The organism is Pigmentiphaga sp. YJ18, assembly GCF_038066655.1.
GTDB lineage: Bacteria > Pseudomonadota > Gammaproteobacteria > Burkholderiales > Burkholderiaceae_B > Pigmentiphaga.
Map to the genome: position 1 here is coordinate 2,368,332 of NZ_JBBUKU010000001.1, position 13,554 is coordinate 2,381,885.

General features: G+C 69.2%; 14 protein-coding genes. 12 read left to right on the forward strand and 2 right to left on the reverse strand.

Translation table 11 applies throughout. The features are described from left to right. Positions 1 to 48: 48 nt before the first annotated feature. The 7 genes from WKR98_RS11425 to WKR98_RS11455 all read left to right on the forward strand — a co-directional run bounded on the left by WKR98_RS11425 (position 49) and on the right by WKR98_RS11455 (position 6,324). Complete coding sequence (locus WKR98_RS11425) at positions 49 to 867, forward strand: carbon-nitrogen hydrolase family protein (RefSeq protein ID WP_341433089.1); 819 nt, start codon at positions 49 to 51, stop codon at positions 865 to 867. Between the two features lie 49 nt (positions 868 to 916). Beyond that, positions 917 to 2,377, forward strand: coding sequence for a metalloprotease TldD (gene tldD / locus WKR98_RS11430; protein ID WP_124688205.1), 1,461 nt, complete (start codon positions 917 to 919; stop codon positions 2,375 to 2,377). A gap of 166 nt (positions 2,378 to 2,543) precedes the next feature. Further along, positions 2,544 to 3,170, forward strand: coding sequence for a flavin reductase family protein (locus WKR98_RS11435; protein ID WP_341433092.1), 627 nt, complete (start codon positions 2,544 to 2,546; stop codon positions 3,168 to 3,170). Positions 3,171 to 3,192: 22 nt separating this feature from the next. Next, positions 3,193 to 4,026 carry a hypothetical protein gene (locus tag WKR98_RS11440; protein ID WP_341433094.1) on the forward strand — a complete coding sequence of 278 codons (834 nt, stop codon included), beginning with the start codon at positions 3,193 to 3,195 and terminating at the stop codon, positions 4,024 to 4,026. A gap of 40 nt (positions 4,027 to 4,066) precedes the next feature. Further along, on the forward strand, positions 4,067 to 5,083 hold the full coding sequence (locus tag WKR98_RS11445) for a Bug family tripartite tricarboxylate transporter substrate binding protein (protein WP_341433095.1): 1,017 nt from the start codon (positions 4,067 to 4,069) through the stop codon (positions 5,081 to 5,083). A 15-nt stretch (positions 5,084 to 5,098) separates the two neighbouring features. Next, positions 5,099 to 5,506 carry a 5-carboxymethyl-2-hydroxymuconate isomerase gene (locus tag WKR98_RS11450; protein ID WP_341433097.1) on the forward strand — a complete coding sequence of 136 codons (408 nt, stop codon included), beginning with the start codon at positions 5,099 to 5,101 and terminating at the stop codon, positions 5,504 to 5,506. Further along, positions 5,503 to 6,324: a DNA-binding transcriptional regulator gene (locus WKR98_RS11455; RefSeq protein ID WP_341433099.1), complete on the forward strand. Its 822-nt coding sequence runs from the start codon at positions 5,503 to 5,505 to the stop codon at positions 6,322 to 6,324. The genes WKR98_RS11450 and WKR98_RS11455 overlap by 4 nt, the downstream gene beginning before the upstream one ends. Positions 6,325 to 6,343: 19 nt before the next feature. On the opposite strand, the gene WKR98_RS11460 is transcribed toward WKR98_RS11455, so the two are convergent. After that, positions 6,344 to 7,870, reverse strand: a complete 1,527-nt coding sequence (locus WKR98_RS11460) for a sulfatase-like hydrolase/transferase (RefSeq protein WP_341433100.1) — start codon at positions 7,868 to 7,870, stop codon at positions 6,344 to 6,346. After that, positions 7,867 to 8,829, reverse strand: a complete 963-nt coding sequence (locus WKR98_RS11465) for a Bug family tripartite tricarboxylate transporter substrate binding protein (protein ID WP_124688212.1) — start codon at positions 8,827 to 8,829, stop codon at positions 7,867 to 7,869. The genes WKR98_RS11460 and WKR98_RS11465 overlap by 4 nt, the downstream gene beginning before the upstream one ends. 123 nt (positions 8,830 to 8,952) lie before the next feature. Here WKR98_RS11465 and WKR98_RS11470 point away from each other — a divergent pair, with 123 nt between their 5' ends. The 5 genes from WKR98_RS11470 (at position 8,953) to WKR98_RS11490 (ending at position 13,548) form a co-directional block, all read left to right on the forward strand. Further along, positions 8,953 to 9,915 (forward strand): LysR family transcriptional regulator, encoded by a 963-nt coding sequence (locus WKR98_RS11470; RefSeq protein ID WP_124688213.1) that lies wholly within the window; start codon positions 8,953 to 8,955, stop codon positions 9,913 to 9,915. 115 nt (positions 9,916 to 10,030) lie between these two features. Beyond that, entirely contained in the window at positions 10,031 to 10,690 is a 660-nt protein-coding gene (locus WKR98_RS11475; RefSeq protein WP_124688214.1) for a paraquat-inducible protein A, read from the forward strand. Continuing rightward, complete coding sequence (locus WKR98_RS11480) at positions 10,687 to 11,316, forward strand: paraquat-inducible protein A (RefSeq protein WP_124688215.1); 630 nt, start codon at positions 10,687 to 10,689, stop codon at positions 11,314 to 11,316. Before WKR98_RS11475 ends, WKR98_RS11480 begins: the two co-directional genes overlap by 4 nt. Beyond that, complete coding sequence (locus tag WKR98_RS11485) at positions 11,300 to 12,940, forward strand: PqiB family protein (protein WP_341433103.1); 1,641 nt, start codon at positions 11,300 to 11,302, stop codon at positions 12,938 to 12,940. Before WKR98_RS11480 ends, WKR98_RS11485 begins: the two co-directional genes overlap by 17 nt. Next, on the forward strand, positions 12,937 to 13,548 hold the full coding sequence (locus WKR98_RS11490; protein WP_124688217.1) for a PqiC family protein: 612 nt from the start codon (positions 12,937 to 12,939) through the stop codon (positions 13,546 to 13,548). The genes WKR98_RS11485 and WKR98_RS11490 overlap by 4 nt, the downstream gene beginning before the upstream one ends. Positions 13,549 to 13,554: the final 6 nt, after the last annotated feature.

Consider the following 13,554-nt stretch of genomic DNA (forward strand, 5'->3'; position numbering starts at 1 on the left):
CGACAATAGCCGGATGCCCGTGCCCTACACAGCCAGGAATCCCCGCCCATGACAGTTTCCGACGCCGCCGCCGTGCGCGTGGCGGCCATCCAGATGGTTTCGACCCCGGACGTGGAGCGTAATCTCGCCGACGCCGAAGCCCTGATCGCCGAAGCCGCCGGCCAGGGCGCCAATCTGGTGGCCCTGCCCGAGTATTTCTGTTTCATGGGGCGCAGCGACCGCGAGAAAGTGGCCATCCGCGAACGCGAAGGGCGCGGGCCGGTCCAGGACTTCCTGGCCGCCCAGGCGCGCCGGCACGGCATCTACCTGGCGGGGGGAACCCTGCCGCTGGAGTGTCCGGATCCCGACCGGGTCTACAACACGGCCTTCGTCTACGGTCCCGATGGCGCGGCGCTTGCGCGCTACGACAAGATCCACCTGTTCAATTTCCGCCGCGGCGCCGAGTCCTACGACGAGGCGCTGAGCATCCGGCCGGGCGCCGCGCCCGTGGGCTTCGACGCGGCCTGGGGCCGGGTCGGCCTGTCCACCTGCTACGACCTGCGGTTTCCCGAGCTGTACCGGGCGCTGGGGCAGGTGGACTTGATTTTGGTGCCGGCCGCCTTCACCTACACCACAGGCCAGGCGCATTGGGAAATCCTGCTGCGCGCCCGCGCGATAGAAAACCAGTGCTACGTGCTGGCGCCGGCGCAGGGCGGCACGCATCCCAACGGGCGCCGGACCTGGGGCCACGCGATGCTGGTCGATCCCTGGGGTGCGGTGCAGTCCGTGCTGCCCGAGGGCCCGGGCGTGGTCGACGGCCTGCTGGACCCCGCCCGCATCGCCGAGGTGCGCGCCGCGCTGCCCGCGCTGCGCCATCGTGTACTGTAGATCCCGTGGCGCCCGCCGCGTTTCGCAACGATTTCCTGATTACCCATCCATGCAACTCGTAGAACCGAACATCCAGTCCCTGGCCATCGCCAAATCCCTGCTCCTGGACCCCTGGGGCCTGGACGAGGCGGATCTCTCCCGCGCGCTGGGCGAGATCTTCGCCCACAAGGTCGACTATGCCGACCTGTACTTCCAGTACACCCGCAGCGAAGGCTGGAGCCTGGAGGAAGGCATCGTCAAGACCGGCAGCTTCTCCATCGAGCAGGGCGTGGGCGTGCGCGCGCTCAGCGGCGAGAAGACCGCCTTCGCCTATTCGGACTCGCTGTCCCAGGATGCCCTGCTGTCGTCGGCCCGCGCGGTGCGCACCATCGCGCGCCAGGGCGCCGGCCGGGTCAAGGTCGCCAGCGGCTATCGGCCCACCGAGGGGCGTTCGCTCTACCTGCCGCAGGACCCGCTGGTCTCGCTGCCGGCTCCGGACAAGGTCGCGCTGCTCGAGCGCGTGGAACGGATGGCGCGGGCCAAGGATAGGCGGGTGGTGCAGGTCATGGCCGGCCTGGGCGCCGAATACGACGTCGTCCTGGTTGCCGGCAGCGACGGCCGGATGGCCGCCGACGTGCGGCCGCTGGTGCGGCTGTCCCTGACCGTGATCGCCGAGCAGGACGGGCGGCGCGAAGTGGGCCACGGCGGTGGCGGCGGACGTACCGGCTTCGACTATTTCAGCGACGAGCTGCTGCAGCAGTACGTGGACCATGCCGTGCACGAGGCGCTGGTCAACCTCGAGGCGCGTCCGGCGCCGGCGGGCGAGATGACCGTGGTGCTGGGCTCGGGTTGGCCGGGTATCCTGCTGCACGAGGCCGTGGGCCACGGGCTGGAAGGCGATTTCAACCGCAAGGGCTCCAGCGTGTTCTCCGGCCGCGTCGGCGAACGCGTGGCGTCCAAGGGCGTGACCGTGGTCGACGACGGCACCATTCCCGGCCGCCGGGGTTCGCTCAACATCGACGACGAAGGCAACGTCTCGCAGCGCAACGTGCTGATCGAGGACGGCATCCTGCGCGGCTACATGCAGGACTCGCTGAACGCGCGGCTGATGAAGACGGCGGTGACCGGCAACGGCCGGCGCGAATCGTTCGCCCACCTGCCCATGCCGCGCATGACCAACACCTACATGCTGGCTGGCGACAAGGATCCCGAGGAAATCGTGCGCTCGGTCAAGCGCGGCCTGTATGCCGTCAACTTCGGCGGCGGCCAGGTGGACATCACCAACGGCAAGTTCGTCTTCTCGACCTCCGAGGCCTACATGATCGAGGACGGCCGGATCACCTATCCGGTCAAGGGCGCGACGCTGATCGGCAACGGCCCGGATGCCATGACCCGGGTCGGCATGATCGGCAACGACATGAAACTCGATTCCGGCGTGGGCACCTGCGGCAAGGATGGACAGAGTGTGCCGGTCGGCGTCGGGCAGCCCACGCTGAGGATGGAAGGGCTGACGGTGGGCGGCACCGCCTGATCGGCCGGGCCGGGTGGAGAGCCGGCGGCGGCCGAGCTTTCCACTGGGAGAAAAGTCGGGAAATGTCGATGGACAGTCTCCTGGGCGGATTCGTATATTTTTCGCGAACCGCACGCGGCGAGATGTCGCCGCTGCCCCCATCACCCGCTACTCCCGTCCCGCCGCCATGTTTCTCGATCCCGAGACCGCACCCGGTTTCAAGCGCAGCCTGTTCAACGCCATCGTCGCGCCGCGGCCGATAGGCTGGATCAGCTCCCTCAGCGCCACGGGCGTGGCCAATCTCGCCCCGTTCTCGCATTTCAACCTCGTCTCCACCGCGCCGCCGGTGCTGATCTTCTCGTGCAATGCGGCGGGCGACCGCCCCGAGAAGGACACGCTGGCCAACGTCCGCGCCACCGGGGAGTTCGTCGCCAATCTGGTCACCTGGGACCTGCGCGAGGCGATGAACCAGACATCGCTGAACGTGCCGCACGGCACCGACGAGTTCGCGCTGGCGGGGCTGGAGAAGCTTCCCAGCGTCAAGGTACGTCCGCCCCGCGTGGGCGCCTCGCCCGCCCATCTCGAATGCACGCTGCTGCGCATCGTCGAGATCGAGCCCGAGCGGCCCGGCGAGACCCGCAGCTCGGTGGTGTTCGGCCGCATCGTCGGCGTGCACCTGGACGAGGCGTTCATGACGCCGCAAGGCCATTTCGACGTGGCCCGCACGCGTCCGCTGACGCGCCTGGGCGGCTCGCAGTATTCCTCCGTCGGCGAGCTTGTCGAACTGTCCCGCCCCAACCCCCCGCTCAACTGAACGAGACGCTACGAATCCAGCCATGGCAAGCGACAACGACTTCACGGTGCTGCGCGACGCAGACCTGATCGACCTGGACAACCCGCCGACGGCCGGTGGCCGGCGCATCGGCCGCGCCCAGAACTTCTCGGTCGAATGGATAGACAGCACCCAGCCCCATGCGGCGCGCAGCGAGCACGAACTGCTGCTGTTGCTGCCAGGCGCGGGCGCGCACATCGAATACGAGGGCGGACGGGCCGATGCGCCCGGCCGTTCGCTGTGCATCGTGCCGGCCGGCAACTGCACGATCACGCTGGATGCGCCGGGCCCCGGCATCCTGATCGCCAGTTCGCGCCCGGACCTGGGGGAGCAGGACTACCTGAACGCCGTGGAGCACGACCCGCGCATCGTCGCCTCGACGCCGGCCTTCCGCCGCGTGCGCAAGGCGGGCGAGCTGGTCGTCATCCCCGTCGACGACATCATTCCGCCGCCCGACAAGAAGCGCCTGAAAATGCTGCAGACCGATACCCTCAGCATCAACTGGGTCGAGTACGACGGCCCGCGCGACCGCACCCAGCTCAGCCCCCACAGCCACTCGCGTTTCGAGCAGGGTTCGCTGGCCATCGAGGGCAATTTCGTGCACCACCTGCGCACGCCGTGGGGCAACGACGCGACGCGCTGGCGCGACGATACGCACCTGCAGGCCGATCCGCGCACGCTGCTGGTGATCCCGGTCAATCTGGTCCACACCACGGAAGGCGTGGGGCCGGGATACCACCTGCTGATCGACGTGTTTTCACCGCCCCGGCGCGATTTCATCGCGCACAACTGGATCTGCAATTCCGCCGACTACGAAGATCCGGCTCCCGGCGCCTGAGGCGCGCCGCCCCCATAACGATTCATTCCTGGAGACCTCCATGTTCCGTTCCGAGCTTTCGGCGGCGCGCGCGTACCTGCGCGCCGTCCGTACCGCCGCGTGCCTGCTGGGCGCCGCTTTCGCGTTGCTGGCCAACGTGCCGTCGCAGGCCCAGGGCACGTATCCCGGCCAGCCCGTGACCATGCTGATCGGTTATCCGCCCGGCGCCATCGTCGATACCGTCGCGCGCCAGTTGTCGAACGTGTTGGGCCCCCTGCTGGGCCAGACCATCGTGCCCGAGAACAAGGGCGGCGCGGCGGGCCTGGTCGGCGCCAACCTGGCCTCCAAGGCCAGGCCCGACGGCCACACCATCCTGTTCACCGCCTATACCTCGCTGCAGATCGCCGCGGCCACCAACCAGGGGCTCAGCTTCGATCCGGTCAATGGCCTGCTGCCGGTGGCCTCGGTGGGGCGGCCGACCACGCTGTTGCTGGTCGGCGCCGATTTTCCGGCCAGGACCTTCGAGGAGTTCGTGGCGCTCGTCAAGAGCCGGCCGGGCATCTACAACTTCGGCACCAGCGGCATCGGCTCGCCCAACCATTTCGCGCTGGAGCACCTGAATGCGGCCTTCGGACTGAAGATGACCGCGGTGCCGTACAAGGGCGCGGCCCAGATGCTGACCGACATGCTGGGCGGCCGGGTGCAGGCCATCTTCGGTTCGTCGTCGCTGGCCGCCGGCCACCTGCAAAGCGGCACCGTCCGGGCACTGGCCATCGGATCGCCCGATCCCAGCCCGGCCTTTCCCAAGCTGCCGGTGATCGCCCGCAGCGGCGCGCCGGGCTTCAATGCCAGCGGCGCACTGGGCGTGTTCGCCCCGCCCTCCACGCCGCCCGAGGTCGTCGAGCGGCTGAACACGGCCATCAATGCCGCGCTCAGGGATCCGGCGGTCCAGGGCAAGCTGGCAGACGAGGGGATCATCCTGGACGTGCAGAGCGCCACGGCCTTCGGCAAGAAGTATCGTGGCGAGGCGCAGGACATCGCCGGTTTCATCCAGCGCCATCAGTTGCGCATCCAGTAAAGCCAGGGGACCGACATGCCGCATCTATGGATGGAGTATTCCGACAATCTGGAGTCGCACGCCGATGTCGATGCGCTGCTCGACGACGTGCACCGCGAGGTGGCGGCCGATGGCGTTTTCCCGCTGGCGGGGCTGCGTACCCGCGCGGTGCCGGTCCGGCGCTACCGCATCGCCGACGCCCACCCCGACAACGTCTTCGTGCATTTCGTCCTGCGCACGCTGCCCGGCCGGGACCCGGAGGTCAAGCAGGCGTCGACCGACCGCTTGTTCGCGGCCATCCTCGCACGGTTCAAGCCCTTGTCCGACCGCTTGCCGATCGCGATCTCCATGCATGTGGAAGAGGCTTCCCCCGACCTGGGCTACCGCGTCAGCACCTACCGGCAGCATATGGCGGCGCGCGCCGCCGAGGCGCGGCCGGCATGACCCGGCCGCATCCGGACGCGCCGGACGAACGTGCCCGCGGCGGCATCCGCAGCGTGGAGCGCGCGATCGAACTGTTGCAGGCCCTGAACCGGCAGTCGGTATCGAGCATCGACGACCTGCACCGGCGCACCGGCATCCCCAAATCCACGATCGCGCGGCTGCTGCGCACGTTCGAAGCCAAGGGCCTGGTGGCGCAGTCGGTGCGGTTCGGCGCGTACTACCTGGCTTCGGGCGTGACGTCGCTGTACTGCGGCTACAACCACCAGCCGCAGGTGATCGAGGTGGCCACGCCCGTGTGCGACGCGCTGACGCGCGAATTCAAGTGGCCGGTCACGCTGGCGCTGCTGGACGTCGACGCGATGGTGGTGCGCTACAGCACCATCCCGCAGTCGCCGCTGTCGCTGCTGCATTCGTCGATCAACCTGCGGCGCAGCCTGGTGGGGCGGGCGCTGGGCCTGGCCTACCTCGCGTTCTGCGATCCGCAGGAGCGCGCGTTCATTCTGGACGTGGTGCGCCGCACGGGCCGCGAGGAGGACGAACTTGCGCACGATCCGGAGGGGCTGGAGCGCCTGCTGGAAGAAACCCGCCGGCAGGGCTACGCCCTGCGCGTTCCCGAACTCAGCCAGCAGTCCTGCACGCTGGCGATTCCGGTCTTTCACCGCGGCGGCGTCGTCGCCACGCTGGGCCTGACCTGGTTCTCGTCGGTGATGACGTCGGCCGAGGCGGTCGACCGCTACCTGACCAGGTTGGTCGAGTCGGCCAGCCTGGTCGCCGACGGGTTGGGTCGGCTCAAGCCGGATCCGGCCCAGGGGATCTGAAGAGCCGGTCCCGCCGCGGTCAGGCCACGCCCGAAGCCGGCAGCCGCTCGGCCAGCCGATCGTCGGGCCGCTCGCTCAACATGTCCAGCAGTTCGCGCCGCCGGGCCGCGTAGCCCGGATCGTCGAACAGATTGTCCATCTCGTCCGGATCGTCGGCCAGGTTGTACATCTCGCCCGCGCCGCTGCCCTGTTCATGCGTCAGCTTCCAGTCGCGGGTGCGCACCGTGCGCAGCTTCAGCTCCACGCCGCAGCGCGAGGCCGCCACGTCCCATTCGCTCAACGCGTAGTCCCGGCCGGTGTCCGCGCCTTCCAGCAGCGGCCGCAGGCTCCGGCCGTGCTGCGGTCCCAGCGCGGGGGCGTTCGCATAGTCGGCCATCGTGGCCGCGAGGTCCAGGGTCGAGACCGGATCGCGTACCTGCACGCCGGCTTGCACGCCCGGTCCGCGCGCCACCATGGCCACGCGCAGCAGGCCTTCGTAGGCCATGGGGCCCTTGAGCATCAGGCCATGGTCGCCCAGCCATTCGCCATGGTCCGAGGTGAAGACAACCAGCGTGTCGTCGTCCAGCCCGTATTCGTGCAAGGCCTTCAGGATGCGGCCCACCTGATGGTCCACCAGCGAGATCATGCCGTAGTAGTTGGCGATGATGTTGCGCAGCTGGGCATCGGGCTGGGTCGGGATGCGCGAGAAGTTCTGCCGCAGCGCCTGGACCTCGGCGCTGCCCACCGGCCGGCTTTCCATGGCGGCGCGGTGCCACCAGGGGCGGCGGTCGTAGTCGGTGGTGCGGTGGCGGGGCAGGTCCACGTCGTCCGGATGGTGCAGCCGGGACCAGGGTTCGGGGCAGTCGAACGGGTGGTGCGGATCGGGGAACGAGGCCCACAGGCAGAAGGGCTCGTCGCGGTGCGCGCGCAGGTAGTCGATGGTGCGGTCGCCGATCCAGGTCGAGTTGTGCCAGGCCACGGGCAGGGCCGAGTTGAAGGTCTGCGGCGCGCCGCTGGGCGGACCCAGGTCGGTCTGGTAGAGGCGGTTGCGCATTTCCCCCAGGCCGTCGCCGTAGTGCCAGCGCGAGTGGTGCAGGCCGCCGGGCGGCGGCGTGGGCAGCCAGTAGTTGTGGCCTTCGACGACGAGTTCCACGTGGCCAAAGCCCATGTAGGGACCCGACCAGTCGGGCCCCAGTTCGGCCTCGGTGTGCTGGCACTCGGGCCGGCCGGTGCGGGCGAAGGTGTGGTGCGTGGAGAAGTGCGCCTTGCCGATGAAGCCTGTGGCGTAGCCCGCCGCCGACAGGCTGCCGGCGAAGCCCGCCTTGCCGGTCCGTTCGTCCAGGTCGATGCCGTTGTCGCAGACGCCGTGCGTCAGCGGCAGCAGGCCGGTCAGGATGGAGGCCCGCGACGGCTGGCACACTAGGTTGGGCGTGATGCAGGAAGAGAAGTGCGTACCGGTGCGCGCCAGCTCGTCGATGTGGGGCGTCTTCACGCGCCGTCCGGCAAAGCCCAGGCAGTCGCCCCGGTGCTGGTCGGTGGTGATGAGCAGGATGTTCGGGCGCTTCATGGCTTGTTCTGCTGGCTCTTGATCTTGGCTATGACGGGGGCGAGGCGGCGGGTGTCCGCGACGATGCGCTCGCGCAGCTCCCGCGGGCCGCCTTCGCCCGCGGCCAGGCCCTGGGCCTGCAGCTTGTCGCGCACATGCGGGTCGTGCAGCACCGACCGGACCGAGGCGGTCAGCTTGTCGATCACCGCCGGCGGCGTGCCGGCGGGCGCGAACAGGCCGAACCAGCTGTCGAACGTGAAGCCCTTCACCTTGTCCTTGAGCATGGGCAGCTCCGGCAGGTCGGGGATGGGCGTGGCGGCCGTGTTGGCCAGCCCCTGGACCTTGCCGCCCCGGACCGGCTGGATGGCCGTGCTGGCCGCCAGGAACATCATGTCGATGTGCCCGCCCATCACGTCCACGAAGCCCTGCGGCGCCGCTTTGTACGGCACGTGCTTGAACGACACGCCGGCCTCCTGTTCGAACAGCGCCATGCCCAGGTGGTGGGTGGAGCCTTCGCCGCCGCTGGCATAGGTGATCGTGTCGGGACGGGCGCGCGCCTGTTCCAGCAATTGTTCGACCGACTTGAACGGGGCGGTGGGCGAGGCGACCAGCACGTAGCGCAGGGTGGACAGCGTGGCGACCGGTTCCAGGTCTTTCTGCGGCTGGTACGGCATCTTCTCCATCAGGAAGGGCACCGCGGCGAACGAGGCATCGATGCCCAGCAGCAGGGTATAGCCGTCGGGCGCGGCCTTGATCACCGCCTGGGTGCCGATGATGGTGGCGCCGCCAGGCTTGTTCTCGACGATGATCGGCACGTTCCACTGCTTGCCGAGCTGCTCGGCGACCAGCCGGCCCACCATGTCGGCGGCGCCGCCGGGCACCGAGGGCACTACCAGCGTGACGGGGCGGTCGGGATAGGCGGCCTGGGCACCGGCCGCGAAGGCGAGGGCGGCCACGAGGCCGGTCGCGGATTTCAGCATGGTTGTCTCCTTCGATACGCCCGTTCTGGCGGCGGACGCTTCATCTGCGGCAGATCATGGCCGATCTCGATCATTGCGGTCCAATGATATATTTGGCCATTGTCATATCAGAGTTGGTATGTGATGTCCGACGCTCCCGAGGCCGCGCTGCGCGCGGACTGGTACCTGCGCGGCCGGCTGCGGCTGCGCCACCTGCGCCTGCTGGTGGTGATGGACGACGTGCGCAACGTGGGCGAGGCCGCCCGCCGCATGGCCACGACCCAGCCCGCGGTCTCGCGGATGCTGGCCGAACTCGAGGACATGGTCGGGGCCAGGCTGTTCGAGCGCACTTCGAAGGGGACCTTTCCGACGGTGCACGGCGCCTCGATGATCCGGCACGCGCGCTGGGTGCTGGGCGACCTCGAACGCATGGGACGGGAATGGTCCGAGCCCGGCGGCCTGGGCGTCGAGACCCTGAGCGTGGGCATCAACTCGTCGTCCGCGGCCTTCCTGGTTCCGCGCACGCTGCTGCGGCTGGAACGCCTGGCGGCGGGGGTCAACGTGCTGGTGCGCGAAGGCTCGATCGAGGCGCTGCTGCCCGATCTCCAGACCCGCAAGCTGGACCTGGTGGTGGCGCGGCTGGGGGCCGGGACGGCCGGCGCCGGACTCGCCACGCGCATCCTGTGCGAAGAACCGATGTGCGTGTGCGGGTCGGCCAGCCATCCGCTGGCGGCCAGAAAGCGGCCGTCCTGGCGGGACCTGGCGGCCTACCCGTGGATCCTGCCGCCGCGCGGCAGCCCGGTGCGGGCCGGGCTGGACATGCTGTTCCAGCGCGAGGACGTCCGCCCGGCTTCGCGGGTGGAGTCGGCCTCGGTGCTGAACAACATGGTCCTGATGGACAACAGCCAGGCCTTGTCGGTGATGCCGCGCGCGGTGGCCGCCTATCATGCGCGCCGTCATGCGCTGGCGATCCTGGGGGTGGAGCTGCCGCCGGTGTTCGGCCCCATCGGCGTGATACGGCACGACAGCCTGGAACCCTCGCCCGCCATGCGGGCGCTGGTCGAATGCCTGGAGGAAGAGGCGCAGGCCCTGTCCCAGGCGCCGTGAGGCGATGCGCGCCCGCGTCAATCTGCGATATCATGGCTCTGGCATATACATACAGTGTTGTCTGTAAATGCCTTCTTGCCCAATCCGCCCGCGGCGGAAGCGGACAGCCTCCTTCATGTCCAACTATTCCGATCCTCGCGCCGACACGTCGCTGAAGCTGTGCGAACACTGCGATGCCGTGTTTCGCCGGATCCGGCTCGACCCGGGCGAACGGGCCTATTGCCCGCGCTGCGGGACCGAGCTCTACCGGAACAACGACCGGCGCTACGGGGCCCTGCTGCCGGTGGTGCTGGCCAGCCTGATCGTCTTCATCTGCTGCAACGCCTTTCCCATCGTCACGATGGAGATCCAGGGCGTGAGCACGCGCACCACCGTCTGGGGCGCGGTCCGGGTGCTGGCGCTGGAGGACATGCTGTCGGTCTCGACCCTGGTCTTCGTGACGACCATGCTGATGCCGCTGGTCGAACTGGGGCTTCTGGCCTACCTGCTGGTGCCGCTGTGGCTGGGCCGGATCCCGGCCGGCTTCGGCCCGGTGGTGCGCCTTATCCGGCTGGGCCGGCCCTGGGGCATGATCGAGGTCTTCATGCTGGGCATCGTGGCCTCGCTGGTGAAGCTGTCCGCCATGGCGACCGTGATCCCCGGCGTGGCGCTGTGGGCATTCGGGGCGCTGACCGTGCTGCTGGCGGTCGTGGTCAGCTTCGATCCCGCCGACCTGTGGGAACACGCCGAGGCCATCGAGGCCGGCTACCCGCCTGCCGCGCAGGAGCGGCCATGAACCCGGTGCGCACGGCGGAGCAGGCGGGCGTGATGGAGTGCCCGCAGTGTTCGGCCATCCATCCGCGCCGGCGCGGCGGCAGCGCGTGCGACCGCTGCGGCGCGGCGCTGCACCTGCGCAAGCCCGACAGCCTGCGCCGCACCTGGGCCTTCCTGCTGGCCGCCATGGCCCTGTACCTGCCGGCCAACATCCTGCCCATCATGACCACCGGCACGCTGCTGGGCTCGCAGACCAACACCATCCTGAGCGGCGTCGTCTATCTGTGGCAGGACGGCTCCTATTTCGTCGCCGCCGTGGTCTTCTGCGCCAGCATCGTCATTCCCATCTTCAAGCTCGCCGTGTTGCTGATGCTCGTCATCACGGTCCAGGTGCGCTCGATCTGGCGGCCGGTCGAGCGCACCCGCCTGTACGGCATGGTCGAAGCCGTGGGGCGCTGGTCCATGGTGGACGTGTTCGTGGTCGCGCTGCTGGCCTCGCTGGTGCGCCTGGACGCGCTGGCCACCGTCCGGCCCGAGCCGGGCGCGATCGCGTTCGGCGCGGTGGTGGTGCTGACCATGCTTGCCTCGATGAGCTTCGATCCTCGCCTTATCTGGGACCCCCTAGACGCCCATGACAAACAAGCCTGATATCCCTCCCGGCGCGACGCCGGGCGAACCGGCGCGCCGCCGTCCCAGCCGGTGGCTGCCGTCGCTGGTCTGGCTGATTCCCATCGTCGCGGCCATCGCCGGCCTCTCGTTCGCCCTCAACAGCTGGTATGCCCGCGGGCCGACCATCGACATCACCTTCCGCTCGGCCGAAGGCATCGAGGCGGGCAAGACCAAGGTCCGCTACAAGGACGTCGACATCGGCCAGGTGAAGTCCATCGAACTCGCGAAAGACCGGTCGCATGTCATCGTCGAGGTCGAGCTGACCGCCAACGCCTCCGGCTTCGCCGTCGAGGACAGCCGCTTCTGGGTGGTCAAGCCGCGCATCGCCGCCAGCGGCGTGAGCGGTCTGGGCACGCTGCTGTCGGGCGCCTATATCGGCGTGGATGCGGGACGTTCCCAGGAACGCGAGGACTCGTTCACGGGCCTGGAGGTGCCGCCCATCGTGACGGCCGACACGCCGGGCAAGCAGTTCGTGCTGCATGCCGGCGACCTCGGTTCGCTCGACATCGGTTCGCCGGTGTATTTCCGCCGCGTCAACGTGGGCCAGGTCGTGGCCTATGACCTGGACCAGAACGGCAAGGGCGTGACCGTGCGCGTGTTCGTCCGGTCGCCCTACGACAGCTTCGTCACGACCAGCACCCGGTTCTGGCATTCCAGCGGCGTCAACCTCAAGCTCGATGCCGACGGCCTGAAGCTTCAAACCGAATCGATCTCCACCGTGCTGCTGGGCGGCGTCTCGTTCATCGATTCGCCCCATCTGCCGCCGGGGCGGCCGGCGCAGGACGACGCCGTGTTCCAGCTTGCCGGCAACCAGGATGACGCGCTCAAGGTGGAAGACGGTCCGCCGACCAGCGCGGTGATGTACTTCGAACAGTCGGTCCGGGGCCTGTCGCCCGGCGCGCCGGTCGATTTCCGCGGCGTGGTCATCGGCGCCGTCCGCTCGATAGGCATAGAGTTCCGCCGCGACACCAATTCCTTCCGGCTGCCGGTGGTGGTGGACTTCTACCCCTCGCGCCTGGGCCTGCGCCGGACTGGCGAGCCGGGCGCGCTGGATGAGGATGCGGAACGCCGCCTGATGGACGTGCTGGTTCGCCGCGGCATGCGCGCCCAGCTGCGCAACGGCAACCTGCTGACCGGGCAGATGTACATCGCCATCGACTTCTTCAAGGGCGCGCCGCTGCCGGCCAACATGGGCCGCAGCCAGGGCCTGGACGAGTTCCCGACGATACCGGGCGCCTTCGACGAATTGCAGGGCAAGCTGGCGGACATCGTGGACAAGATCGGCAAGGTGCCGTTCGACACCATCGGCCGCGACCTGACGGCGGCGCTGGCCGGCATGCGCGAGACCATGGCGTCGGCCGACAAGCTCGTGAAACGGCTGGACGGCCAGGTCGCCCCGGAGATCGTGGCGACGATGGAGGACGCGCGCAAGACCCTCAAGGCCGCCGAAGGCACGTTCTCGGCCGATGCCCCCATGCAGCAGGACCTGCGGCGCGCATTGCGGGAATTGATGCGCACGGCCAATTCGCTGCGTCAGTTGACCGACTATCTGGAAGAGAACCCGCAGTCGCTGCTGCGCGGAAAGCCCAAGGAAGAACGATGAAGACATTCGTGCTGGCCATGGCGGCGCTGGCCGCGGGACTGTCGGGATGCGCCGCGCCGGTCGCTCCCGACATCTATACGCTACAGGCCCCGTCCCGGGAAGCGGTCGCCGTGCCCTCGGCCGGACCGGCCATGGTGATCGACCTCGCCCCCGTGGCGCTGCCCGAACGCCTGCGCCGCCGCCAGATCGTGCTGCGCGAGAATGGCGCGAAGGTGCAGATGCTGGAGGGGCAGCGATGGTCCGCCACGCTGGGGGACGAGCTGCAGGATGCCCTGTCTTCGGCGCTCCAGGGCCGGCTGCACGCGGTGGACGTGGCCAAGGGCGGCGTGGCGGGCAAGCCCGCCTACCGCATCAACGTCGAGTTCTCTCGCCTGGATGCGCGCCTGGGCGGACCGGTGGAAGCCACGGTGGCGTGGTCGGTCAAGCCCTCGGCGGGTGGCGCGGGGCAGGTCTGCCTGGGCCGCTTCGAGCAGGCCGCGGCCGGCGGGTCGGTCGCCGACGTGGTGGCGGCCCACCAGGGCCTGGTCGCCCTGGTGGCCGATGCCATCGCCGCCAGCGTGCGCGCGGTGCCGAACGGCGGCCAGGCGCCGTACTGCGCGGCGGGATAGGGCCGG

Bases quoted from the DNA above. Each gene is read 5' to 3' on its own strand.
- WKR98_RS11425 (WP_341433089.1), top strand. From the start codon at position 49: ATGACAGTTTCCGACGCCGCCGCCGTGCGCGTGGCGGCCATCCAGATG.
- tldD (WP_124688205.1), top strand. From the start codon at position 917: ATGCAACTCGTAGAACCGAACATCCAGTCCCTGGCCATCGCCAAATCC.
- WKR98_RS11435 (WP_341433092.1), top strand. From the start codon at position 2,544: ATGTTTCTCGATCCCGAGACCGCACCCGGTTTCAAGCGCAGCCTGTTC.
- WKR98_RS11440 (WP_341433094.1), top strand. From the start codon at position 3,193: ATGGCAAGCGACAACGACTTCACGGTGCTGCGCGACGCAGACCTGATC.
- WKR98_RS11445 (WP_341433095.1), top strand. From the start codon at position 4,067: ATGTTCCGTTCCGAGCTTTCGGCGGCGCGCGCGTACCTGCGCGCCGTC.
- WKR98_RS11450 (WP_341433097.1), top strand. From the start codon at position 5,099: ATGCCGCATCTATGGATGGAGTATTCCGACAATCTGGAGTCGCACGCC.
- WKR98_RS11455 (WP_341433099.1), top strand. From the start codon at position 5,503: ATGACCCGGCCGCATCCGGACGCGCCGGACGAACGTGCCCGCGGCGGC.
- WKR98_RS11460 (WP_341433100.1), bottom strand. From the start codon at position 7,870: ATGAAGCGCCCGAACATCCTGCTCATCACCACCGACCAGCACCGGGGC.
- WKR98_RS11465 (WP_124688212.1), bottom strand. From the start codon at position 8,829: ATGCTGAAATCCGCGACCGGCCTCGTGGCCGCCCTCGCCTTCGCGGCC.
- WKR98_RS11470 (WP_124688213.1), top strand. From the start codon at position 8,953: ATGTCCGACGCTCCCGAGGCCGCGCTGCGCGCGGACTGGTACCTGCGC.
- WKR98_RS11475 (WP_124688214.1), top strand. From the start codon at position 10,031: ATGTCCAACTATTCCGATCCTCGCGCCGACACGTCGCTGAAGCTGTGC.
- WKR98_RS11480 (WP_124688215.1), top strand. From the start codon at position 10,687: ATGAACCCGGTGCGCACGGCGGAGCAGGCGGGCGTGATGGAGTGCCCG.
- WKR98_RS11485 (WP_341433103.1), top strand. From the start codon at position 11,300: ATGACAAACAAGCCTGATATCCCTCCCGGCGCGACGCCGGGCGAACCG.
- WKR98_RS11490 (WP_124688217.1), top strand. From the start codon at position 12,937: ATGAAGACATTCGTGCTGGCCATGGCGGCGCTGGCCGCGGGACTGTCG.